This window comes from Isoptericola sp. NPDC019482 (assembly GCF_040632295.1).
Lineage (GTDB): Bacteria > Actinomycetota > Actinomycetes > Actinomycetales > Cellulomonadaceae > Isoptericola.
Map to the genome: position 1 here is coordinate 19654 of NZ_JBEYBQ010000029.1, position 22314 is coordinate 41967.

Sequence of the window (22314 nt, forward strand, 5' to 3'; positions counted from 1 at the left end):
GCGGTATACCGGGCCGCGGGCACGGCCCGCGCCGCTCAGGCGGCCGAGGGAGCCTCCGCCGGCCACGGCTCGCTCGGCCCGCGCGGGTCCTCCGGCAGCAACGAGCCCACCCACGAGTCGTGGCGCGTGCCGCGCTGCAGACCGAACCGGCGCAGGGTGCCCTCGTAGCGGAACCCGAGCTTCCAGGCGACGCGGCGCGACGGCCAGTTGCCCACGTAGGCGAGCCATTGCGCCCGGGCCAGGCCGAGGCCCTCCGGGTCCAGCGCCCAGTCGACGACGAGGCGCGCCGCCTCCGTCGTCAGGCCCCGGCCCCGCGCGTCGGGGGCGCACCAGTAGCCCAGCTCACCCGTCCGGTCCGTGCCCGGCACGCCCTCGCAGGTCATCCCGACCATGCCGCGCACCGGGCCGTCGTCGTCGCCCGGGTCCCGGACCGCCCACGTGAAGCTCGTCTCCTGCGCCCAGCCGTCGGCCACCATCCCGGTGACGAACCCCTCGGCGTCGGACCTCGTGTACGGCGTGGGCACCGTCGTCCACCGCGCGATGGCGGGGTCGGCGCAGATCTCGGCGATGCGGTCGACGTCGGCGCCGGTCGGGACGGACAGGCGGACGTGGTCGGTGGCGAGGACGAACGGTTCCATCGGGGCATCGTGGCACGCACCGCGCGCGGGGCCCCGGCTATTTGTCCGACGGCTCCCCGGGCTCGTCGTCCGACGCGGCGTCGCCGTCCGGAGGGACGGCGATCGGTGCCACGGCGAGCGGGCTGTCGGCCGCCTGGGGCTCGTCGAGCTCGGGGTGCGGCCGGTCGCCCCGCAGCGTCGAGAACACCGTCCACGCGACCGCCATGAGCGGGACCGCGATGATCGCGCCGAGGATGCCGGCCAGCACGGTGCCGGCGGTCACGCCGATGCCGATGACCAGGGGGTGCAGGGCGACCTGCTTGCCCATGATGAGCGGCTGCAGCACATGACCCTCGAGCTGCCCGATGAGGGCGATGCCGATCGTCACGATGAGCGCGGTGACGAACCCGTTGGCCGCGAGCGCCACGACGGCCGCGATGATCATCGCGAGGGGGGCGCCGATCAGCGGGATGAACGCGCCGATGAAGACCAGCACGGCGAGCGGGGCGGCGAGCGGCACCCCGAGGATCGTCAGCAGGACGAACGCCAGGACGCCGTCGACGAACGCGATGATCACGGTGCCGCGCGCGTAGCCGGAGAAGCTGTACCAGCCGGCGCCCGCGGCGGCCTGCCACCGGGTGCGGTGCTCCTGGGGGATCTGGCCGAGGAACCAGCGCCACATCTTGCCGCCCGACGCGACGAAGAAGACCGTGCAGAAGATCGACAGGGCGAAGATCGCGAAGCCCTCGAACACCGAGCCCGCGCTCTGCGCCGCCTGGCTCACCAGCGAGTCGGCGTTGTCGGCGAGCCACTGCCGGCCCTGGTCGATCCACTCGTTGATCTGGTCCCCGGTCACGGACAGCCCGAACGGCCCGCTCTCCACGTAGGTGAGGATCTGCTGCACGCCGGTGTCGAACTGGCCGGCGAGCTGCTCCCACTGCCCCGCCACCGACGCGACCACGTAGGTGAGCAGGCCGCCCAGCACGAGGAACGCGCTGAGGATCGCGAGCGCGGTGGCCAGCGGGCGCGGCATGACCTTGGCGTAGAAGTCCGCGACGGGGTTGAGGACCGACGCGAAGACCAGCCCGAGGAACACGGCGACGAACACGAGCTGCACCTGCACCGTCGCCCAGAACACGAGCGCGACCGCCGCGGTCAGGGCGATGAGCCGCCACGACCAACCGGCCGACGTCCGCAGCCAGGCCGGGACGTTCTCGCTCGTGCGCTTCGCCACCCGTGTGCTCCTCTCACCTGCTCGTCCGCCCAGTCTGCCGCACCGCTCCCGCCCGATGCGGGAGGACGACGCGCGCCGCCCGCGCGGGTGAATTCCGTGCAGGATCCTCCCGACCGGCCGGTGGCCGGTGCGCGACGGGCCCCGCCGCCGGACGATGGACCCACGTCGGCCGGCGACAGGAGGAGCCCACCATGACCGGGACGTCCCCGCAGCCCCACGAGCCCCGCGGGGCGTCGGCGCCCTCGCCGTCGTCGCCGCTGCCCGCCTACGACGCGGAGACCCTCGCCGCCGTCCTCGCCCTGCTGCCCGACGTCGACACCGTCGAGCTGAAGCTCACCGTGCCCGGGGCCGACCATCGCCGGGTCCTCGACCGGCTCGGCATCGACGCGCTCGACGCGACGATCCGCCAGGTCGCTTTCCTCGACACGCCCGCGCTCGACCTGTCCGCCGCGGGGCTCGTGGTCCGCGCCCGGCGCACGCAGCGCAAGGACGGCGACCTCACGGTGAAGGTACGCCCGATGCTGCCGGCGGACGCCCCGGCCCGCGCGCGGCGCTCCGAGGGCTTCAAGGTCGAGGTGGACGCGTCGCCCGCCGGGTTCACCTGCTCCTGCTCGTCGACGCGGCCCCTGCCCGACGACGACGTCCGCGCGCTGCTGGGCGACGTCGGCCGGCTGCCCGGGCTGCTCGACCGCACGCAGCGCGCGCTGCTCGAGCCGCGCCTTCCGGCCGGCGTCGCGCTCGACGACCTGGACGTGCTGGGGCCGACGACGTTGCTCAAGGCCCGGTTCTCCCCCGCCGGGCTGCCCCGGCGCCTGACCGCCGAGCTGTGGTTCCTGCCCGACGGCGACCGCATCCTCGAGCTGTCGACGAAGGCGACGCCGGCCGCGGCGTTCCAGGCGGCGGCCGAGACGAAGGTGTTCCTCGCAGGCCGGGGCGTCGATCTCGGCGCGCCCCAGGAGACGAAGACCCGGGCGGCGCTCGCCGCGTTCGCCGCCCCACCCGCGCAGGCGGTGTGACCTCCCGCCCGGGTCCGGCGCCCAGGCCGCCCGCGACGCGGAATTTCACCCGCCGCGCGGGGCCGGGACAGCGCCATCCACCGGCATAAACTCTGGTATCACGCGCGGCACGCCTGACCTCCGCCCGCGCCAGCCACCCAAGCCGAGCCGGGAGTGGGCCCATGGACGTGCGGCTGCAGGTGCTCGGGCCTCTGCGGCTCTGGCGCGGGGACACCGAGCTGGACGCCGGACCGCGTCAGCAGGCGCGCCTCCTGGCCATCCTGCTGGCGCGCGTCGGCCGGCCGACCGCCACGAGCGAGCTGATCGACTCCCTGTGGGGCGACGCGGCGCCCGCGAGCGCTCTCAACACGATCCACAAGTACGTCGGCGCGCTCAGGAACCTTCTCGAGCCCGACCGACCCGCCCGCGGGTCGAGCTCCTGTCTGCCGCGACGCGGTGACTCCTACCTGTGCACCGCCGGGCCCGAGACCTTGGACCTCGTCGCGTTCCGTCAGCTGGTGGAACGGGCCGGCGACGCGCTGGACGACGGACGCCGGGCGGTGGCCCTCGACCTCTACGTCGAGTCGCTGGGGCTCTGGAGCGGCCCCGCCTGCGAGGGCCAGGTGCACGAACCCGTCGCGACGGCGGTCCTCGCCGGCCTCAACGCCGAGTTCTTCGACGCCTGCCTGGAGGCGGCCGCGCTCGCCGCGGACCTGCGCCGCTCCGAGCTGCTCCTGCCCCACCTGCGCCTCGCCGCGACGATGGAACCGCTCCACGAGCCGATCCAGGCGAGCCTCGTCACCTCTCTGGCGTCCTCCGGACGCCCCGCCGAGGCGATGTCGGCGTTCGAGGCGGCGCGTCGCGGGCTCGACCGGGAGCTCGGCATCGACCCGGGCCCGGAGCTCCGGCAGGCCCGAGAACGCGTGCTGAGCCGACCCGCGGTAGCGGCCGGATCCGCATCCCGGCCCGTACGCCCCTCGCCCGCCGGGCCGCCCACCGACCTGGCGGACGCGTCTCCTCCGGCCGGGATCGTGGGACGGTCGGACGAGCTCTCGGTGCTTCGCGGCGTGCTGGAACCGGCCTTCGCCGCGGGGTCGGGCCTCGCGCTCATCGAGGGCGAGGCGGGGGTCGGCAAGACCCGTCTGCTCAAGGAGATCGCGGCCGAGGCGGAGCGGCGGGACGCCATCGCCGTGTGGGGGCGCTGCGTCGAGGGCGCGGGAGCCCCGACGATGTGGCCCTGGATCCAGGCCGTCGGGACGATCCTGCAGAGCCTGCCCGCCGACGTGCGGAAGAAGGCGCTGGACGGCGAGCTCGGCTACCTGCTGGAGCCGCACGACGCCCTGCTGGCCGGAGACATCATCCCCGACAGCAACCTGCAGTTCCGGCTGTTCGAGCACGTGGTCACAGTGATCGGCACCGCCGCCTCGCACCGACCGCTGGTGCTGGTCATCGACGACCTGCACTGGGCCGACGCCACCTCGTTGCGGCTGCTCGCCCACCTCGCGGCGAGGCTTCCGGACGGTGCCGTCGTGATCGGCGCGCTCCGGGACCGAGGCACGGAGCCCAACTCGGAGCTCGCACGGATGCTCGCGGCGGTGAGCCGCGCGCCGGGACAGCGTCGGATCAGGCTCGGACCCCTGCGTCGGGACGACGTGGCGGAGCTCGTCCGTCGCGAGACCGGGCAGACACCCGACCTCGCGGTCACCGTCGACATCCACGCCCGCACCGGCGGGAACGCCTTCTTCGTCCGGGAGCTCTCCAGGCTGCTGGCCGAGGGCGGTGCGCTCACGTCCGACGCGGTCGCACGGGCGGGGGTGCCGTCGTCGGTCGTCGACGTCGTGCGGGGGCGCACGGCCGCCCTGGAGGAAGGGACGAGGGAGCTGCTGTGCCTCGCCGCACTCGCCGGGCGGGAGGTCGACGTGGCACTCCTGGCCGGGGCCACGGGCCTCGACGTCCCGACGTGCCACGCCCGGCTCGAGCCGGCGGAGGTCGCGGGCCTGGTCGAGGCGACGCCGGACAACCCGTTCGCGGTCCGCTTCACGCACGACCTGGTCCGGGAGTCGGTCGCGGGAAGCATCGATCCTCCCCACGCACGCCGGCTGCACCTCCGGCTGGCGGACGCGCTGGAACGGACGAGTCCCGAGAACGCGCCGGTGGCCGAACGGCTCGCGCACCACCTGTGGGCGGCCGGGCCGCTCTCCGACCCTGGTCGAACGGCGGCTGCCCTGGTCGGAGCGGGTCGGTGCGCCGCCGGAAAGTCCGCGTTCGGCGCGGCGGCCGAGCACCTGCGTGCGGCCGCACAGGTCGCGCGCGCGGCGGGGCTGGCCGAGCTGGAGCTCGCCGCCCTCTCGCACCTCACCGCCGTGGTCGGGATGCGCTCCGGCTACGTCGCCACGGCCGTCGACGTCCTGGAGCGCGCCGAGCACCTGGCCCGGGGGCTGGGGCACGACGTGGTGGCCGCCGACTTCCTCTTCTCCCGGTGGGCCGGGTACTCCCAGGGGATCGAGCTCGACCTCGCGGGCCGCCTGGCGCGCCGGCTCCTCGACCACGGCGAGACGTCGGCGAGCGCCGTGGTGCGGGCCTACGGGCAGCACGCCTGGGGCATCCATCAGTGGGACGTCGGCAACATCGGTGAGGCCTTCCGCTACCTGAGCAAGTCGCGCACGACGATGCTCGACGAGGCTGCGGGCCACGAGCAGGCCCAGCTCCGGCACGACCTCCAGCTCCTCTCACCCGTGATGCTCGCCCTGATGACCGCCCTGCACGGCGACGTCGAAGCGGCCCGGGAGCAGCTCGACGCCCTGGAGCTCTCCGCGCACGACGACCCGTACGCGATCACCGTCTGGGCGGCCTTCACCGTCACCGTCGCGGCGCTGGCCGGGGAACCGGCGTGGGCGCTGCGCGCCGCGGACCGCGGGATCGCCGTGGATCCCGAGTTCTCCTTCCTGTTCCTGGGCGGCTACCAGCGCCTGGCCCGCTGCTGGGTGCAGGCGCTGACAGGTCGGGACCCGGCAGCCGCCGCGCGTCGCGCCGAGGACCTCATCGCCACCGCCCTGCTCGACCCGCCGCGATCGGGCCTGGCGACCTGGTACGGGCTGCTCGCCGAGATGTGGTTGGCGGCCGGCAGCCCGCCCGAGGCCGCTGCGGCGCTCGTCCGCGCCGACGAGGCCCTCGAGACGTACGGTCAGCGCTACCCCGAGGGCTTCCTGCTGCTCCTGCACGCACGGTTGGCGCACGCGTCAGGCGAACCGGAGCACGTCGTGCGGGCTGCAGCGGAGCGCGCCCGGACGCTCTCGACCGAGCGGGAGGCCCACCTGTTCGCCCGCAGCGCCGAGCGGCTGCTCCGCGAGCTGTCGGGCAGGGTCGGCGGCTGAGCCGCCCGGCGGAACCGTCGCGGGGGCCCCGGTCAGCGCGCCGTCTCACGGACCGCCCGCTCGATCAGGCCCACCGTCGTGTCCGGACGGGAGGCGAAGACCATGTGCGACGCGCCCCGGACCTTCTGCACCGTCGAACCGGCGCGCTCGGCCATGAACTCCTGGGCGGCCGGCGGGATGATCTTGTCCGCGCCACTGATCAGGTAGTAGCTGGGGATCGAGTGCCAGGCCTGCTCGCCCTGCGCAGGCTCACCGAGAGCCTGGTTGGTCGCGGGGCGCTGCGAGATCGCATAGAGCGCGGCGTCCTTCGCAGGCAGGTCGCCCGCGAAACGCTCGGGGAACACCGCCGGATCGATGTAGAGATCGACCAGACCGTCAGGCAGCGGTACCGGCTCGAGGGACTCGCCCACCGTGCTCCCGGGGAACTTTCCGACCAGCGCTTCCACGCTCTCGCCGGTCTCCGGGACGAACGCCGCGACGTAGACGAGCGCCCTGATGTTCTCGTTGCCGGTGGCGGCCGAGGAGATGACGGCGCCGCCGTAGGAGTGTCCGACCAGCACGATCGGGCCCTCGACGCTCTCGAGCAGCGCCCTGACCTGAGCCGCGTCGGAGGCGACCCCGCGCAGAGGGTTGGGGGCGGCGACGACCGGGTAGCCGTCCGCGAGCAGCCGACGGCTGATCGCGTCGAACCCGCTGCTGTCCGCGAACGCGCCGTGCACCAGCACGACCGTCGGCTTCGTGGCCGGGTGGCCGCGGTGTCCACCCGGGTGCGCGCTCGCCGCGACGGCGAACAGTCCCATGCTCGCGACGAGCACCGCCGAGCCGGCGGCCCATGACTTCAGTGACTTTCCGAACACGATCGGGCTCCTCTGCTAGGTCTACGGGCCTCGAACGCTACGGAGCGACGGTGGACGGTGCCTTGACCGGGCGACCCTCGCGCGTCCGTCCCACTGGAGCGGCACTGGACGCCCGCGACGGTGCCGACCCGTGCCGCTCCAGACGCCGTCCATCGGGCTGCGTGAGCATTTCGCCAGGAGCAGCCAGCGCCACCGACGCGACCAAGGACGGATGCCCATGCACCAGCAGGCGTACGCGAGTCAGTGCACGGCCGCGGAGGAGCGGCACGAGTCCGCCACCTCCCCGATCCGCAATCCACGGCTGGCGCTGCTCGCCCTGGCTCTGGGGACCTTCGCCATCGGCACCGGGGAGTTCGGCAGCAACGGCATCATCCAGCTCTTCTCCGCCGACCTGGGCGTGTCGATCCCGGTGGCGACCTCCGCGATCACCGCCTATGCCCTCGGGGTCATGATCGGCTCGCCTGCCATCACCCTGTTCGCCGCGCGCATCAATCGTCGCACGCTGCTGCTCGGGCTGATCGTCCTGTTCCTCGTCGGGAACGCCCTCTCCGCGTGGGCTCCGACCATCGGTCTGCTGACGGCCGCCAGGTTCGTCACGGGCAGCGTGCAGGGCGCGTTCTTCGGTGCGGGCGCGGTCGTCGCCGCCTACGTCTACGGCCCGGGCAAGGGCGGCAAGGCGTTCGCCACGGTCATGGCCGGTCTGACCATGGCCACGATCTTCGGATCGCCGCTCGGCACGTTCATCGGGCAGCACGCCGGCTGGCGGGCCATGTACTGGGCGGTTGTCGTCCTCGGCCTCCTCGCCGGCGCGGCACTGGTGTCCTGGTTGCCCCGTACCAGCGACCTGCACGGAAGCTCCGTGCGGAACGAGCTGGGGGCGCTGCGCCGGCCCAGCGTGTGGCTGATGGTCGCTATCGCCTCCCTCGGCATCTCCAGCATCTTCGCCGTCTACACGTTCATCGGCCCGTTCGTCACCGACGCCGCCGGCCGGGACCCGTCCGTCGTGCCGATCGCGCTGGCCGTCTTCGGTGTCGGTATGGCGGTCGGCAACAGCTGGGGCGGGCGGATCGCCGACCGGTACCAGAACCGTGGCCTGCTGTACGGCTACGGGGGCGTGCTGCTCTTCCTCGTCCTCATCGGCCTGGCCGGGAGCAACCTCACGGTGCTTCTCGTCGGGTTCTTCGGCACCGGAGCGACGATGATGTTCGCCATCCCCACCATCCAGGTCCGCCTGACGGGGTTCGCGCCCGACGCCCCGACCCTCATGGGCGCCCTCAACCTGGCCGCCCTCAACCTGGCCAACTCGCTCGGCGCCGTCGGTGGTGCGATCACCCTCGGCGCGGGCTGGGGGACGCTGTCCACCGTCTGGGCGGGCGCCGCCCTCACGGTCGCAGGCCTGGTGCTGTACGTCACGACCGTCGGCCGTCAGAGGCCGGTGCTGCCCACCCGGGCGTGACCTGCGCCATCGGCCGGCCGCCATGGTGCCGTGGCCGCCCGAGCACGAGAACGACGAAGGCCCCCTGTTGTGGACCAGGGGGCCTTCGTCGTCGCTGTCTCAACGAGTGTCCGGAGGGGGACTTGAACCCCCACGCCCGATAAAGGGCACTAGCACCTCAAGCTAGCGCGTCTGCCATTCCGCCACCCGGACGAGTGGACCTCGACAGCGCCTCAGCGCCGTCTCGGTGCGGGGAAAAACATAGCACGGCGGGGGCGGGCTCTCGCAAACCGCGTCGACCCTCCCAGGTCACAGGCCCGCGCGTCGGCGGCGGCGTGTAGCGTCCTGCCCGGCCGGACCAACCGGTCAAGGATGAGGAACGGGACGAGCAGCGGCGAACCGGCCGCCGGGGACGGAGCGCCGCAGGTCATGATGGGTGGGCACCACGCCGCGTCGGGAGCGGCCGCCTGGGTCGCGGTCACGTCGACGGCGCCGTTCGCGTTCGGCTGGCACCCGGTCTCCGAGGTCGGCGTGATGACCGGCGCGCTGGTCTGCGCGGGCGCCGCCCTGCTGCCCGACGCCGACCACCACAGCGGCACCATCGCGCACTCCCTGCCCCCGGTCTCCGAGGGCGTCTCGAAGCTCGTCGCGACCGTGTCCGGCGGGCACCGCAACGGCACCCACTCCATCCTCGGCATCGCCGTCTTCACCGCGATCGCGTGGGTGATGGGCATGGTCTCCATCAGCACCGAGGCGTTCGGCGAGGTGCTGGTCGGCCCCGGCGTCATGGCGGTCCTGCTCATCGCGTTCGCCCTGCGCGCCTGGAAGGTGACGGGCGGCAGGCGCTGGTGGACCTGGACCCTGTCGCTGCTCCTGGCCGCGTGCGTGGCCGTCTTCGCGCCCGAGGAGTGGAACTGGATGCCGCTGGCCGTCGCCCTCGGTTGCACGGTGCACGTGCTCGGCGACCTGGTCACGACCGCCGGCGTCCCCCTGCTGTGGCCGCTGAAGTTCCGCTCCCCCTACTGGGTGCGCCGCTACCGCGTGCTGCCCTTCGACGACGTGTGGCGCGACGGCGGCAACCTGTCGCTGCCGATCCTGGGCGACGCCGGGTCGTGGCGGGAGTGGCTCGTCATGACGCCCGTCAGCCTCTACGCCGTCGTCGGCGTGGCCTGGGCGGCCCTGGGCCAGATGGGCTTCGACACGCAGCCGGTCTGGGAGCAGGTCACGGCCTGGGCCGGCGCGATCGGCGGCTGACCACCACGTCTCCCCGTCAGCGGGGCTCGTCACCGGCCAGGGTCGCGCGCAGCCGCCGGTCCTCCTCCGCGGCCCCGGGCGGCCCCAGGCGCGGGTCGTCGGCGGCACGCCCGGCCAGCACGGCGTCGAGGTAGCGCCGGTCGGCGTCGAGGCGGACCGTCGCGTCCGACGTCGGCGTCCCGTGGCCCGGCACGACGACGGCGGCCCGGGTCGCGAGGCACGCGAGCCGGTCCAGCCCGGCGAGGTAGCGCTCGACGGCGCGGGCCGCGGCTTCTGCTCCCGCCGCCTCGTCGGCGATCTCGTCGAGCGGCAGCGGCAGCTCGACGTCGCTGAGCATGTCGCCCGCCACGAGGACACGGCTGCGCGGCAGCCAGAGCGCGCCGTGCCCGGGCGCGTGACCGTCGTGCACCACGAGCTCCGTGGGCGGCAGGGCGCCGGCCGGGTCGGGGACGCCGGGCTCGCCCGCCGGGACCGGGTCGACGCGCCCGAGGAGATCGAGCACCTCGGCCGGGTGCACCGCTCCCCCGTACCGCGCGGCGTCGGCCCGCGCCTCCGCCAGCAACCGCGCACGCTCCCGGCGCGCGACCTGCGCCGCCCGTGCGGTGGCCCAGCGGGGCACGTCGAGGCCGAGACGCGGGTGCCACAGCAGATGGTCGTGGTGCGCGTGCGTCGCGTACCCGGCGACGAGCCGCCCGCCCCGGTCGCCCACCTCGGCGGCGATCGCCACGAGCTCGTCGGGCTCCCACGCCGGGTCGACCAGCAGCGCGGAGCGGCCGCCGTTGCCGGCACCGTCGCGGATATCGCCGCCGGCGGGCGCGAGCACCAGGGTGGTCGTGGTGCGCAACCGCCGGGCGGTGCGGGCCAGGACGTCCTCGACGCCGCGCGACCCCGTGACCACCGGCACGAACCCCATGCCCGCACCCTACGGACGACGACGTCCGGGTGCGGCCCGTCGCACGAACGCGTCGCATCCACCCGTCGGATAAATCCGTGGACCACCGCCGCGCGCGCCTGCCATGCTCCCTGCAGGCGGCACGCGATCGGCGCGGGCCCGCACGTGAGGAGGGCAGAGCGATGGACGACGTCGTCATGCGCGCCCTCCCGGAGGCTCTCCGGCGGGCGGACACCACCCGATCCTGAGGGGCCCGAGACCGAGCTCCTCGACCTGAGCAGGAGTCTCGCGTGCACCAGCACACCCCTTCCCTTTTCTCTTCCTTCCCCGCCGCTCCCGCCTCTGTCGTCCCCTTCGGGGCCGACGCGGCCGGAGACCTCCCTGTGGAGCCGGGGCCCGACCAGCGGTGGTCCACCTGGACGTCCGTGACCAAGGGTCAGCGCGGCCCGGAGCCGCGACCCGACTGGGTCGTCACCGCCGACGCCGCGCTCGACACCGAGCTCGGCGTGCTCAAGACCGGCAAGGAGGCGGACGTCTTCCTCGTCGAGCGCGCCGTGCCCGACGACGCGAGCCGCCGCAGCCTGCTCGCCGCCAAGCGGTACCGCGGTCGCGACCACCGTCAGTTCCACCGCGACGGCGAGTACACCGACGGGCGGCGCGTGCGCCGCACCCGCGACCAGCGCGCCATCGAGGACCGCAAGTCCTCGTGGGGCAAGGCCGTCGCCGCGACCCAGTGGGCCGACGCCGAGTTCCTCGCCCTCTCCCGACTGTGGGACGCCGGTGCGCCCGTGCCCTATCCGGTGCAGATCGACGGCACCGAGCTGCTGCTCGAGTTCGTGGGCCTCGAGTCGGCGGACGGCACGGTCGAGGCCGCGCCGCGCCTCGCGCGCACCCGCCCCGGACGGACGCAGCTCGCGGACTGGTTCGAGCAGCTGCGGCACGGGATGGGCGTCATCGCGCGGCTCGGGTGGGCGCACGGCGACCTGTCGCCGTACAACATCCTCGTCGACGGCTTCACCGACGGGAGCAGCGACGGGGGCGCCGACGGCGGACGCCTCGTGATCATCGACCTGCCGCAGGTCGTGGACCTCGTGGCCAACCCGTTCGGCGCGGACCTGCTGCACCGCGACTGCCGCAACGTGTGCACGTGGTTCGCGTCCCGCGGCCTCGAGGTCGATCCCGACGAGCTGTTCGCGGACGTCTTCGCGCAGGCCTGGTGAGCGCGCCCCGACGCCTCCGTCAGCCGCCCGCACCGACCGAGTTGTCGGGTGCGCCGTCGCCGGGCGGCAGGTCGCCGCGCTCGAGCTGGGGGTCCGGGTCCCTCGGCGTGCCCTCCACGAGCGCGGCCAGCTCCGCGCTCGTGGGGGTGCGGACGTTCGCGGCCGCTGCGCGGAGGGCGTCGTGGTCGACGGCACTCCCGGAGACGCGCACGAGGGCGCCGTCACGCACGACCGCGTACTCCTCGGCCTCCCCGGCCGTGCGCCGGAACGCGCCGTCCTCCTCGACGCACGTCACCGGGCCGTCGGACTCCTCCTCGCCGACGCCCAGCACCGGCGTCGTCGGGCAGTCGTCCGCGGACATCGAGCCCTCGACGGCCGAGAGCATGAACGCGTGCCCGGACTCGCTGCCGAAGTGCAGGGAGAACCCTTCGGCCCCGTAGACGCCGGCCGCCATCGGCACCGCCGCGAACCCTTCGGCCGACGTCGTGAGCACGTACCGCGGGGCCGCGCCCCAGGCCTCCGCCGCCGCGGCGATCTCGCCCTGGGTCGCGGGCCCGTCGGACGGGCCCGCGGTGGCGGCACCGGTCAGGCCGGCGCACGCGCTCAGGGCGAGGCACCCGGTCGCGCTCACGGTCAGGGCGACGACGGCGGGCAGGGGACCTCGCGCGTGACGACGGCTCATGAGCGCCGATGATGCCACGGGGCTACCGTGGGCGGATGGGGACACCGGCCGCGTACGACGACGAGGCGCTGGCGACCTTCTTCGCGGACCTCGGCCTCGCGCTCGGCGCGGGCGACCTGGAGGACCTGTCCGAACGGTTCGACCTGCCGGCACTGCACGTGGGCCAGTCCGCGTCGACGGTCGTGACGTCGCCGGAGCAGGTGCTGGAGCTGCACCGGGCGCGGCCCGTGGCCGAGCGGGCCGCCGAGGCCGTCGCCGCCGTGCCGACTCCGGGTGCCGTCGACGAGGCCGGCTGGGGTCTCCTCTGGGTGGCCGTGCGCTGGAGCTACCGGGACGAGCTCGCGGCCGAACGCGCCGCGGAGGACGTGCGCTATCTCCTGCGCCGGGGACGGGCGACCTTCTCCGTGTGCGTCGTCGCGCCCGTCGACTGAGCCCGCACGCATCGGCCGAGCCACTTCCCCGCCGGACCGGTCCGTGGTTGTATATAAGTGTCTACTTATATCGATCAGGGAGGTCGCCATGACCATCACCATCGACCCGGCCGCCACCGCGGGCCTCGTGACGCGGGAGATCCGCACCGGCGAGCGCGACGGCGCGCCGACGAAGATCGCCGTCGCGCGCCGCACCTACGCCACCGACCGCCGCGACCTGTGGCAGGCCGTCACCACCGCAGAGCGCATCGCCCGCTGGTTCCTGCCCGTCAGCGGCGACCTGACCGTCGGCGGCCGGTACCAGCTCGAGGGGAACGCCGGCGGCACCGTGGAGCGCTGCGACGCCCCCGAGACCTTCGCCGTGACGTGGGAGTTCGGCGGCTCCGTCTCCTGGCTCGAGGTGTCCCTGACGGAGGCGGGCGACGACACCGTGCTGGAGCTCGTGCACGAGGCCTCGGTGCCGCAGGAGCTCTGGGACCAGTACGGCCCCGGCGCCACGGGCGTCGGCTGGGACCTCGGCCTCGTGGGGCTGGGGCTCCACGTCGCCGACCCGGGGGCCCCGTTCGACCCGAAGGCCGCGGAGGCATGGTCCCTGTCCCCCCAGGGCGTCGAGTTCGCCCGCTTCGCCGCCGCGGGATGGGCCGACGCCGCGATCGCCGCCGGCGACGACCCGGACGCCGCGCGCGCCGCGGCCGAGCGCACCCTCGCCTTCTACACCACGGTGCCGGAGGTCTGATGCCGAGCCGCGCCGCCGCGGGGGACGACGGCACGGGCGACGGCCGGCGCGACGACGGCCCCGGCGTCTTCGAGGCCCTGGGCGACCCCGTCCGCCGGCGGCTGCTCGAGCTGCTCGCCGCCGGCGAGCAGCCGGCCGGGTCCCTGGTCGGCACGCTGCAGGCCGAGGCCCGCATCTCGCAGCCCGCCGTCTCCCAGCACCTGCGGGTGCTGCGCGACGCGCGCCTCGTCACGGTCCGTCCCGAGGGCGCCCGCCGTCTCTACGCGGTCGACGACGCCGGCCTCGACGTCGTGCGCCTGTGGCTGGCCCGCTTCGCGGAGCCGTTCGCCCAGCCGCTCGACGCGCTGGCGACCGAGGTCGCCCGCGGCCGTCGCGCGCGTCGTCGCGCCGCCGGCTCCACCCCACTCGACGACACCCCCGACGACGCCGGCACCACCGCGAGCGCCGCCGGCTGACCGCCCGACGGTCACGTCCGGTCTGGCGGGCGCGGCCCCGGGCGGGTCGGTCGGTCGCGCTGCTCCGGCCGGTCGGGCGCGCCGGTCGCGCGGGCGGTCCAGCCGGGCCACACCCGCTGGGCGTCCGGCACGCGCAGGTGCCCGCCGCCGTGCATGGCGCGCCACACCCCGCGGTACCCGGGCAGGATCCCCGACGCGATGACGACGTGCCCGACGATCACGGGCGTCACGACCCAGGTGGCGACGCGGTGCACCCGCACGAACCACACGAACGCGGGACCGCCGCCGACCAGCGCCAGCCCCACACCGGAACCCACCAGCGTCAGCAGGGTCCCGACCAGCACGAGGTTCGCCACGCGCTGCCCCGGGTCGAACCGGCCGTCGTGGTGACCGAACCGCCCGGTGAGGACGGCCGCCGGCCAGCGGCGGAACCACGCCCCGTCGCCCCGGCGGAACCGGACCGACTCGCGCCAGAACGTGCGCCAGCCCCGCGCGCCCAGGACCGCCGCGAGCAGCACGAGCCCGGCCAGGACCCAGCCGCTCACGGTGTGCAGGTCGGCGTCCGAGACGCCGGTCGCGCGCGCGACCACGCTGGGGCTGCCCTCGTGCCCCAGCAGCAGCCACCACCCGGTGGCGAGCAGCACGAGGACCGTCACGTAGGCACCCGCGTGGAACCAGCGGGCGGGCCGCGGGTTCCGCTCCACCGTGGGCGTGGACGGACGTCGCCGCGGGTCAGTACCCCGGGAGCTCATCCCCACCCCCGGTACCGCCCGTGCCGCCCTCGCCCACCGTCACGGTGATCGACGTCTCGACCCCGGCGGGCGAGTGGTCGGCGTTGCGCAGCGACGCGTCGATCTCGTGCTCGCCGGCGGGCAGGTCGGTGATCTCGACGCTGTCGCTCTCCACCACCTGGTACTCGCTGTCGTCCCCGTCGAAGAAGACGTGCACGTGGTGCGCGCCGGACTCCGTGGGGCCGAGCTCCTCGCTGGACGACAGCTCGACGGTGAACGGCACGTCGACCGTGGCACCGTCGTCGGGCGCGGTGATCTCCAGGGTCATCCCGCCGCTCCCGCCGCCGCTGCCGTCGTCACCGCCGCAGCCCGCGGCGAGCAGCGCGAGCGCCGCCCCTGCGGCGGCCACCCGGATCGTGCGCCCGCGGGCGGTCGCCGGTGCGCGTCCCGGTGGCGCGGATTCCCCCGGCGGGCGGACGCTGGACCTGGTCACCATCTCGACAAGCCTGCTCGGACCGGACATGGTTCCTCTCCCTCCGGGCCCGGCGGCGTCGTCGCCGTCCGCGGCCCTTCCCTCACCCGTCCTTACGCGCCGCGGCGACGCACGGATCTCTCGACGACCCGACCCGACGAGTTCGGGCGGGCAGAGATCCATCGGCGACCGTCGCCCGTAAGGAAGGTCATGGCGGTGTCGGACGAGGCGCTCCTCGCCGGGATGGCCGCGGACGACGCGGACGCGGCCGCCGTCTTCGTGCGCCGCCACCAGGCACGCGTGTACGGGCTGGCGCTGCTCGTGGTGGGCATCCCGGCGGTCGCGGAGGAGGTGGCGCAGGAGACGTTCGTCCGGGCGTGGCGGCACGCCGACGGCTTCGACCCGCGCCGCGGCCGCGCGACGACGTGGCTGCTCGCGATCGCCCGGCACGCCGCGATCGACGTCGTGCGCGTGCGGCGCGACGTCCCCGTGGACCCGGTGGTGATGGCCGAGACGCTCGTGGCGCCCGACCGCCTCGCGGAGCGGGTCGCCACCGGCACGACGGTGGACGCCGCGCTGGCTCGCGTGCCGCACGAGCAGGCGACGGCGGTGGTGCTCGCGTCCGTGTTCGGGCTCACCGGGGCCGAGGTCGCCCAGCGGACCGGGGTGCCGCTGGGCACCGCCAAGACGCGCATCCGGCTGGGGCTGCGGCACCTGCGCGAGGAGCTGGCGACCCTGCGGGAGGTGACGCCATGACGACCGACCGGCCGACCGGGCCGTTCGACGGGCCGTTCGACGGGCCGTTCGGTCAGCACGGCCCCGAGCGGGGCCTGCCCCTGCGCGACGCTCTCGCGGAGGTCGCCACCGGCACCGCCGACGGCGTGACGCGCGCCGCCGTCCTGGAGCACCTCGCCTCGTGCGAGCACTGCCGGGAGGAGCTGTCCGCGCTGTCGGCCGCGGCCGACGAGCTGCTGCTGCTCGCCCCGGAGCGCGAGCCGTCAGCGGACTTCGAGGGGCGGGTGCTCGCGCGGATGGCGGGCCCGTCGCAGGCCCCGGGGACGCCGAGCTCTCCCGGCGCGGCGGGGACGCCCGGGGCGGCGTCCGCCGTCCGCCGGCACCGGGGCCGACGCCGCGCGCTCGCCACCGCCGCCGGCGCGGCCCTGGTGCTGGCGGGCGGGGCGACGGTCTGGACCGCCACCGCGCCGGACCGCGAGCTCGCCGCCTCCTACCGGGAGGTGCTCGACCTCGCGGACGGGCGCTCCTTCACCGCGGCCGACCTGGTCGCCGCGGACGCCGGGCCGGGCGAGACGGCGCGCTCGGTCGGCACGGCGTTCCTCTACGACGGCGACCCGTCGTGGGCGTACGTCGTGGTCCGCGACCCCGGCGCGGAGGACGCCTACGAGGTCGTCGTCACCGCCGGGCCGGACGCGCGCGAGTCCCGGCTCGGGGCGTGCGTCGTGCGCGACGGCGCCTGCACCGCGGGCGGCGTGCTCGACGGCGACACCAGCGACGTCACATCGGTGCGGCTCGAGTCGCGGGACGGCACGACGTGGGCGGGCACCGGGCGGCCGGAGGGCTGGTCCACGGGATGGTGAACGAGGCGGTCACCGGAAGTCCCGCGACCGGGTGGACACGGGCAGCCGCAGCGGCGCGAGGTGCTCCGCGAGCAGGTTGACCGCGCCGTCGGCCTTCTCGACCCGGCCCCGGACCACCATCGCGGGGGCGCCACGCGCCACGGTCCGGAAGCGGCGCCACAGCCCCGCCGTGCAGATGACGTTGAGCAGCCCCGTCTCGTCCTCGAGCGACAGGAACGTCACGCCGCCCGCGGTGCCCGGGCGCTGCCGATGCGTCACGACGCCGCCCACCGCCACCCGGCGGCCCGGCTCGGTGGCGCACACCCCCGCGACGGTGAGCACCCCCGCCTTCTCCAGGCCCTCACGCACGTGCTCCAGCGGCGACGTCGAGCCGGGCGTGATGCCGGTGGCCCAGGCGTCGGCGACGTCCGTCTCGACCGGGGTCATGCCCGGCAGCGTCGGGGCGTCCATCCCGACGGACACGCCCGGCAGGGTGCCCGGCCCCTCCTGCCCGAGCGCCCCGGCGGCCCACAGCGCCTCCCGCCGTCCGGCGCCCAGGCCCTCCGTGGCGCCGGCGGTCGCGAGCGCCTCCAGCTGCGCGGTGCTGAGCCCCACCCGGCGGGCCAGGTCGCGCAGGTCGCGGAACGCGCCGCGCTCGATCCGCTCGGCGACCATCCGCTCGGCCAGGTCGTCGCCGATGCCGCGCACCGCGCTCAGCCCGAGGCGCACCGCGAGCGCCGGGTCGGGCGGCGGCCCGAAGCCCCGGTCCTCGCCGGCCGAGGAAGTGAGGCCGGTCTCCGCGTCGGGCAGCCGCTCGACACCTGCGAGTGCCCGCGAGGCGTTGACGTCCGGCCGCAGCACCTGCACGCCGTGCCGGCGCGCGTCGGCGGCGAGCGACTGCGGCGAGTAGAACCCCATGGGCTGCGCGGCCAGCAGGCCGGCGTAGAACGCGGCGGGATGGTGCACCTTGAGCCACGAGCTCGCGTACACGAGGTAGGCGAACGAGTAGGCGTGCGACTCGGGGAAGCCGAAGTCGGCGAACGCCTTGAGCTTGTCGTAGATCTCCTCGCGCACGGCCGGGTCGTCCACGCCCTTCTTCCGCATCCCCTCCATGAGCCGACCACGCAGGGCCTCCATCCGCTCGACCGACCGCTTGGAGCCCATCGCCCGGCGCAGCCGGTCGGACTCGGCGGGGGTGAAGCCCGCGACGTCGATCGCCATCTGCATGAGCTGCTCCTGGAACAGCGGCACGCCCTTGGTCTTGCCGAGGGAGCTCTCCAGCAGCGGGTGCAGGAACGTCACCGGCTCGCGGCCCCGCGCCCGCTCGATGTACGGGTGCACGGACCCGCCCTGGATGGGGCCGGGGCGGATGAGCGCGACCTCGATGACGATGTCGTAGAACGTCCGTGGCTGCAGGCGCGGCAGGGTGGCCATCTGGGCGCGCGACTCCACCTGGAACACCCCGACCGTGTCGGCGGCGCACAGCAGGTCGTACACCGCCGGGTCGTCGTCGGGCAGGCCGTGCAGCGTGAGCCGCTCCCCCGTCTGCTGCTCGATCGAGTCGAACGCGTACCGGATGGCGGTGAGCATGCCGAGGCCGAGCAGGTCGAACTTCACCAGCCCCGCGTCGGCGCAGTCCTCCTTGTCCCACTGCAGCACCGTGCGCCCCTCCATCCGCGCCCACTCCACGGGGCAGACCTCGATCACCGGGCGGTCGCACATGACCATCCCGCCGGAGTGGATGCCCAGGTGGCGCGGCAGGCGCAGCATGCGGTCGGCCAGGTCGAGCACCGGGCCGGGGATCTGCCCCTCCTCCTCGGCCGACGGCGGCTGCTGCGCGGGCACGACGTCGTGGGCGTCGTCGGCACGACGCACCTCCCCCTCGTCCGTCGCGAGGGGGTCGACGACGCGGCGGCGGCCCTGCGGGTCGCCCTGCCGGTGGCCGAGCGTCGGCGACCAGTCCCGCCGGCCGGTCCCCGGCAGGTGCCCCGCGTGCGGACGTTCGGCGCGACCCCCGCCCGGAGCGCGTGGCTGCCGCGGGTCCGGGAGCGACTCCGCCGGACCCCACAGCGCGGCCACGCGCGCGTCCTTGGCGGCGGTCCGGTTCGCCGGCGTCCCGCCCCCGGAGCCGCCGGAGCCCGCGGCCGCCCGGGCGGCCTGCGCCGCGGCGTCGGCCGCCGGGCTGGCCGGGTCGGGGCCACGCAGCGACCCCCAGCGCTCGATGGACTTGCTCCACGCGTCCTGCTGCCCGACGTCGTACCCGAGAGCGCGCGCGGCGTCGCGCACCGCGGAGCGGGGCCGGTAGGAGATGACGTTCGCGACCTGCGCCGCGTGCTGCCGGCCGAACTTCGCGTAGACGTGCTGGATGACCTCCTCGCGTCGGCCGGACTCGATGTCGATGTCGATGTCCGGCGGCCCGTCGCGCTCCGGCGCGAGGAAGCGCTCGAACAGCAGGCCGTGCTTCACGGCGTCGACCGCGGTGATGCCCAGGGCGTAGCAGACCGCCGAGTTGGCGGCGCTCCCCCGGCCCTGGCACAGGATGCCCTCCCGGCGGCAGAACTCCACGAGGTCGTAGACCACGAGGAAGTAGCCGGGGAACGTCAGGTCCTCGATGACGCGCAGCTCGTGGTCGATCTGCTTCCAGGCATTGGCGTTCCCGGCACCGCCCGTCGTGGGCCGCGGGCCGTACCGGTCCGTGGCGCCCCGCCGCACCAGCTCGCGCAGCCAGCTGGCCTCGTCGTGCCCCTCCAGCACCGGGTAGGGCGGCAGGTTCGGCGCCACCAGGCGCAGGTCGAAGGCGCACTCCGCCGCGAGCCCCGCCGCCGCGGAGACGGCGCCCGGGTGGCGCCGGTGCAGCGCCCGCATCTCGGCGGCCGAGCGCAGGTGCGCGACCGGGGCGCCGGGCAGCCAGCCGTCCAGGCCGTCCAGCGAGGAGCGCGCCCGGACGGCGGCGAGCGCGCCGGCCAGGTCGGCGTCGCGCGGGCGGGCGTAGTGCGCGTCCGTGGTCGCGACGACCGGCAGCCGCGCGCCGCGGGCCAGAGCGGCGAGCGCATCGTGCAGGTCGGCGTCCCGCGGGTCGCCCGTGGCGGTGAGCTCGACGGCCACGTTGTCGCGACCGAACGTGGCGACCAGCAGGTCGAGCTCGCGCCGCGCCGCGTCGACGCCGCCGGCCGGGGCGGTCAGCGCGCGCCGGACGGCGCCCTTGCGGCACCCGGTGAGCACCAGCCACTCGCCGCCCGCCTCGGCGCCGAGCCGCTCGAGGTCGTACCGGGCCTTGCCCTTGACCCCCGCGTCCAGGTGGGCGGTCGCGATCGCCCGGGACAGGTTGCGGTAGCCCTGGTCGCCGCGCGCCAGCACCAGCAGGTGGGTGGCGCGCGGGTCGGGGACGCCGGTGGGCGGGTCGAGCACCGGACGGCTCCCGGCGGTGCCCGGCGCGGCCCCGGGCGTCACCGGGGCGGGCAGGTGCAGCTCGGCGCCGAACACCGTGGGCAGCTCCAGCTTCCGCGCCGCCTCCGCGAAGCGCACCACCCCGTACAGCCCGTCGTGGTCGGTCAGGGCCAGCGCCTCCAGCCCGAGGCGCGCGCCCTCGGCCGCCAGCTCCTCCGGGTGCGACGCGCCGTCGAGGAAGCTGAACGCCGAGTGCGCGTGCAGCTCGGCGTACCCGCTGGTCGTCCGCTCAGTCATAGAAGGCCTCCACCTGCCACACGCCGCCGGTCTGCGCCAGCAGCAGCGCCCGCCCGTCGTCGAGCACCGCCTGCAGGTAGACGCGGCGGGCGCCCCCGCCCGCCGACCACCAGCGCTCGGCGAGCGGCCAGGGACCCGCCCACCCCGTCACGGCGGCGACGTCCCGCGCACCGTCCGCCCCGCGACCGCCGCCGCACGCGACGGCGGCGGGCTCGCCGCTCATCGCGAGCCGGGCGTCCACGACGACGTCGTGCCCCGCGGCGTCGAGCACGCGGGCGGGCACGGGCTCGTCGGGCAGACCCGCGGGCGCTGGGCTGGGCAGGGCGCCCGGCCAGGGCAGCCCAGGGTCGCGGCCCGCACCGCCCTCGGTGCCGAAGGGCACGAGGCGCACCCGGTCGCGGGGGCCGCGGCCGCCCTGCAGCTCCACCGTGAGCACGGCGTGCCCGCCGAGCAGCCCCTGCACCCGCCCGAGCGCCCGCCGGGCGCGCTCGCCCTCGCCCGCGTCCGCGCCCCACAGGCCGGGCTGGTGGGTGGTCGCCGGGACGACGTCCTCCGCCGCCAGCGCCAGGTGCGCGATCGGCGCGACGACCGGGTCGGACTCACCCCCGCGCCGGGCGGACGCCGCGGTCAGCCAGCCCTCGAGCTGCCACCGCACCCGGTCGGTGATCCGGGCCGCACTCATGCCGCCGGCCGCGGCGTCGTCCGTGCGCCACACCCGCTCCAGCACGGCACCCTCGCCCGCATCCCCGCCGACGTCGTCCCCGCCGAGGTCGGCACCCGCGGTACGGGCGGTGATCCGCAGCCGCCCGCAGGCCAGCCCGCGCACGGCGAGCAGGTCGTGCAGCGCGGTGGCCAGGCGGCGCGCGGCAAAGGTCGCGACGTCGACCCGCAGGGCGGGCGGGTCGAGCTCCTCCGCGACGGCGAGGTCCTCCTCGATGCGGCGCCGCGCCGGCGGGCGCAGGTCCTCGCCGCGGGCCAGCCGCTGCGCCCAGGCGCCGAGGTCGCCGAAGCGCGCCTGCACGCTCGCAGCGGGCAGGGCGGCCAGGTCGCCGAGGGTGCGCAGGCCGAGCCGCCACCACAGCCCGGCTGCCTCCCGCACGGCGGCCACCCCGGCCGGGTCGCAGACGGCGTGCACCAGCTCCCCGACCGGACGGCCGGCGAGGAACGCCGCGGACCCGCCCGGGGGCACGACGGCGTCCTCGCGCGCGGCGAGCACCGCCGCGAGCAGCCCGTCGGCCACGCCCACCTGGCTCTCGTGCCCGGTGCGCGCGGCGACGGCGCCCACCAGCGCCTGCGCCAGCGCGAGCTCGGAGCCGTGGTAGCGCGCGGCCCCGCCCGCCGGCAGCAGGAGCAGCCCCGGGCGGGCCACCTCCAGGCCCGCCACCACCGTCTCGGCCGCGAGCGCCACCGGCTCGAACTCCCGCGCGTCGCGGGCGTCGTCGGCCGCCAGCAGCGCCACCTCGGGGCACCGCTCCTGCGCCTGTCGGCGCCGCATCCCCCGCCGCACCCCCTGCGCGCGGGCGACCGCGGAGACCGCCACGACGGTGTGCCCCGCGCTCGACCCGCCCCCCGAGCGGGCGCCGAGCACCGCCGCGGGGACGTGCGCGTCCAGGCCCGCGCCCGCCAGCGCCGCGACCACCGGCCAGTCCGGGACCCACAGCACGGCCGTCC

At 75.7% G+C, this 22314-nt stretch carries 19 protein-coding genes and 1 tRNA gene; 10 read left to right on the plus strand and 10 right to left on the minus strand.

Annotation, left to right across the window (positions count from 1 at the left end; genetic code table 11):
• Positions 1 to 35 precede the first annotated feature (35 nt).
• Both ABZ493_RS16570 and ABZ493_RS16575 read right to left on the minus strand, forming a co-directional pair.
• Entirely contained in the window at positions 36 to 638 is a 603-nt protein-coding gene (locus ABZ493_RS16570) for a GNAT family protein (RefSeq protein WP_430583250.1), read from the minus strand.
• Between the two features lie 37 nt (positions 639 to 675).
• Positions 676 to 1851 (minus strand): AI-2E family transporter, encoded by a 1176-nt coding sequence (locus tag ABZ493_RS16575; RefSeq protein ID WP_430583251.1) that lies wholly within the window; start codon positions 1849 to 1851, stop codon positions 676 to 678.
• Between the two features lie 191 nt (positions 1852 to 2042).
• On the opposite strand from ABZ493_RS16575, the gene ABZ493_RS16580 reads away from it, so the two are divergent.
• Positions 2043 to 2867 (plus strand): hypothetical protein, encoded by an 825-nt coding sequence (locus ABZ493_RS16580; RefSeq protein ID WP_430583252.1) that lies wholly within the window; start codon positions 2043 to 2045, stop codon positions 2865 to 2867.
• Positions 2868 to 3028: 161 nt separating this feature from the next.
• Positions 3029 to 6220, plus strand: coding sequence for an AAA family ATPase (locus ABZ493_RS16585; protein ID WP_430583253.1), 3192 nt, complete (start codon positions 3029 to 3031; stop codon positions 6218 to 6220).
• Positions 6221 to 6252: 32 nt separating this feature from the next.
• On the opposite strand, the gene ABZ493_RS16590 is transcribed toward ABZ493_RS16585, so the two are convergent.
• A complete protein-coding gene (locus ABZ493_RS16590; RefSeq protein WP_430583254.1) occupies positions 6253 to 7077 on the minus strand; it encodes an alpha/beta hydrolase in 825 nt (274 codons plus the stop codon).
• A 217-nt stretch (positions 7078 to 7294) separates the two neighbouring features.
• Between ABZ493_RS16590 and ABZ493_RS16595 the strand changes: the two genes are divergently transcribed.
• Positions 7295 to 8533: an MFS transporter gene (locus tag ABZ493_RS16595; RefSeq protein ID WP_430583255.1), complete on the plus strand. Its 1239-nt coding sequence runs from the start codon at positions 7295 to 7297 to the stop codon at positions 8531 to 8533.
• A 107-nt stretch (positions 8534 to 8640) separates the two neighbouring features.
• Here the strand turns inward: ABZ493_RS16595 and ABZ493_RS16600 are convergent.
• Positions 8641 to 8725 (minus strand) — tRNA-Leu (locus ABZ493_RS16600).
• 216 nt (positions 8726 to 8941) lie between these two features.
• Between ABZ493_RS16600 and ABZ493_RS16605 the strand changes: the two genes are divergently transcribed.
• Complete coding sequence (locus ABZ493_RS16605; RefSeq protein ID WP_430583256.1) at positions 8942 to 9766, plus strand: metal-dependent hydrolase; 825 nt, start codon at positions 8942 to 8944, stop codon at positions 9764 to 9766.
• 16 nt (positions 9767 to 9782) lie between these two features.
• Here the strand turns inward: ABZ493_RS16605 and ABZ493_RS16610 are convergent, their stop codons facing one another.
• Positions 9783 to 10679 (minus strand): MBL fold metallo-hydrolase, encoded by an 897-nt coding sequence (locus tag ABZ493_RS16610; RefSeq protein WP_430583257.1) that lies wholly within the window; start codon positions 10677 to 10679, stop codon positions 9783 to 9785.
• Between the two features lie 404 nt (positions 10680 to 11083).
• Between ABZ493_RS16610 and ABZ493_RS16615 the strand changes: the two genes are divergently transcribed.
• The gene (locus ABZ493_RS16615; protein WP_430583258.1) at positions 11084 to 11878 is read left to right on the plus strand and encodes an RIO1 family regulatory kinase/ATPase; all 795 of its coding nucleotides are present in this window, start codon (positions 11084 to 11086) and stop codon (positions 11876 to 11878) included.
• Positions 11879 to 11897: 19 nt separating this feature from the next.
• On the opposite strand, the gene ABZ493_RS16620 is transcribed toward ABZ493_RS16615, so the two are convergent.
• Positions 11898 to 12560, minus strand: coding sequence for a hypothetical protein (locus tag ABZ493_RS16620; RefSeq protein ID WP_430583259.1), 663 nt, complete (start codon positions 12558 to 12560; stop codon positions 11898 to 11900).
• Between the two features lie 35 nt (positions 12561 to 12595).
• Here ABZ493_RS16620 and ABZ493_RS16625 point away from each other — a divergent pair, with 35 nt between their 5' ends.
• From ABZ493_RS16625 to ABZ493_RS16635, 3 genes are all read left to right on the plus strand, one after another.
• On the plus strand, positions 12596 to 12991 hold the full coding sequence (locus ABZ493_RS16625) for a hypothetical protein (RefSeq protein ID WP_430583260.1): 396 nt from the start codon (positions 12596 to 12598) through the stop codon (positions 12989 to 12991).
• Between the two features lie 88 nt (positions 12992 to 13079).
• Positions 13080 to 13727 (plus strand): SRPBCC family protein, encoded by a 648-nt coding sequence (locus ABZ493_RS16630; protein ID WP_430583261.1) that lies wholly within the window; start codon positions 13080 to 13082, stop codon positions 13725 to 13727.
• On the plus strand, positions 13727 to 14182 hold the full coding sequence (locus tag ABZ493_RS16635; protein ID WP_430583262.1) for a metalloregulator ArsR/SmtB family transcription factor: 456 nt from the start codon (positions 13727 to 13729) through the stop codon (positions 14180 to 14182). The genes ABZ493_RS16630 and ABZ493_RS16635 overlap by 1 nt, the downstream gene beginning before the upstream one ends.
• Before the next feature lie 11 nt (positions 14183 to 14193).
• Here the strand turns inward: ABZ493_RS16635 and ABZ493_RS16640 are convergent, their stop codons facing one another.
• Together ABZ493_RS16640 and ABZ493_RS16645 are read right to left on the minus strand one after the other, a co-directional pair.
• Complete coding sequence (locus ABZ493_RS16640; protein ID WP_430583263.1) at positions 14194 to 14934, minus strand: cytochrome b/b6 domain-containing protein; 741 nt, start codon at positions 14932 to 14934, stop codon at positions 14194 to 14196.
• Positions 14915 to 15322: a hypothetical protein gene (locus ABZ493_RS16645; RefSeq protein ID WP_430583264.1), complete on the minus strand. Its 408-nt coding sequence runs from the start codon at positions 15320 to 15322 to the stop codon at positions 14915 to 14917. Before ABZ493_RS16645 ends, ABZ493_RS16640 begins: the two co-directional genes overlap by 20 nt.
• A gap of 273 nt (positions 15323 to 15595) precedes the next feature.
• Here ABZ493_RS16645 and ABZ493_RS16650 point away from each other — a divergent pair, with 273 nt between their 5' ends.
• Both ABZ493_RS16650 and ABZ493_RS16655 read left to right on the plus strand, forming a co-directional pair.
• Complete coding sequence (locus tag ABZ493_RS16650) at positions 15596 to 16141, plus strand: sigma-70 family RNA polymerase sigma factor (RefSeq protein ID WP_430583265.1); 546 nt, start codon at positions 15596 to 15598, stop codon at positions 16139 to 16141.
• On the plus strand, positions 16138 to 16980 hold the full coding sequence (locus tag ABZ493_RS16655) for a zf-HC2 domain-containing protein (RefSeq protein WP_430583266.1): 843 nt from the start codon (positions 16138 to 16140) through the stop codon (positions 16978 to 16980). The genes ABZ493_RS16650 and ABZ493_RS16655 overlap by 4 nt, the downstream gene beginning before the upstream one ends.
• 9 nt (positions 16981 to 16989) lie before the next feature.
• On the opposite strand, the gene ABZ493_RS16660 is transcribed toward ABZ493_RS16655, so the two are convergent.
• Positions 16990 to 20643, minus strand: coding sequence for an error-prone DNA polymerase (locus ABZ493_RS16660; RefSeq protein ID WP_430583267.1), 3654 nt, complete (start codon positions 20641 to 20643; stop codon positions 16990 to 16992).
• Entirely contained in the window at positions 20636 to 22306 is a 1671-nt protein-coding gene (locus tag ABZ493_RS16665; protein ID WP_430583268.1) for a DNA polymerase Y family protein, read from the minus strand. Before ABZ493_RS16665 ends, ABZ493_RS16660 begins: the two co-directional genes overlap by 8 nt.
• Between the last annotated feature and the right edge of the window lie 8 nt (positions 22307 to 22314).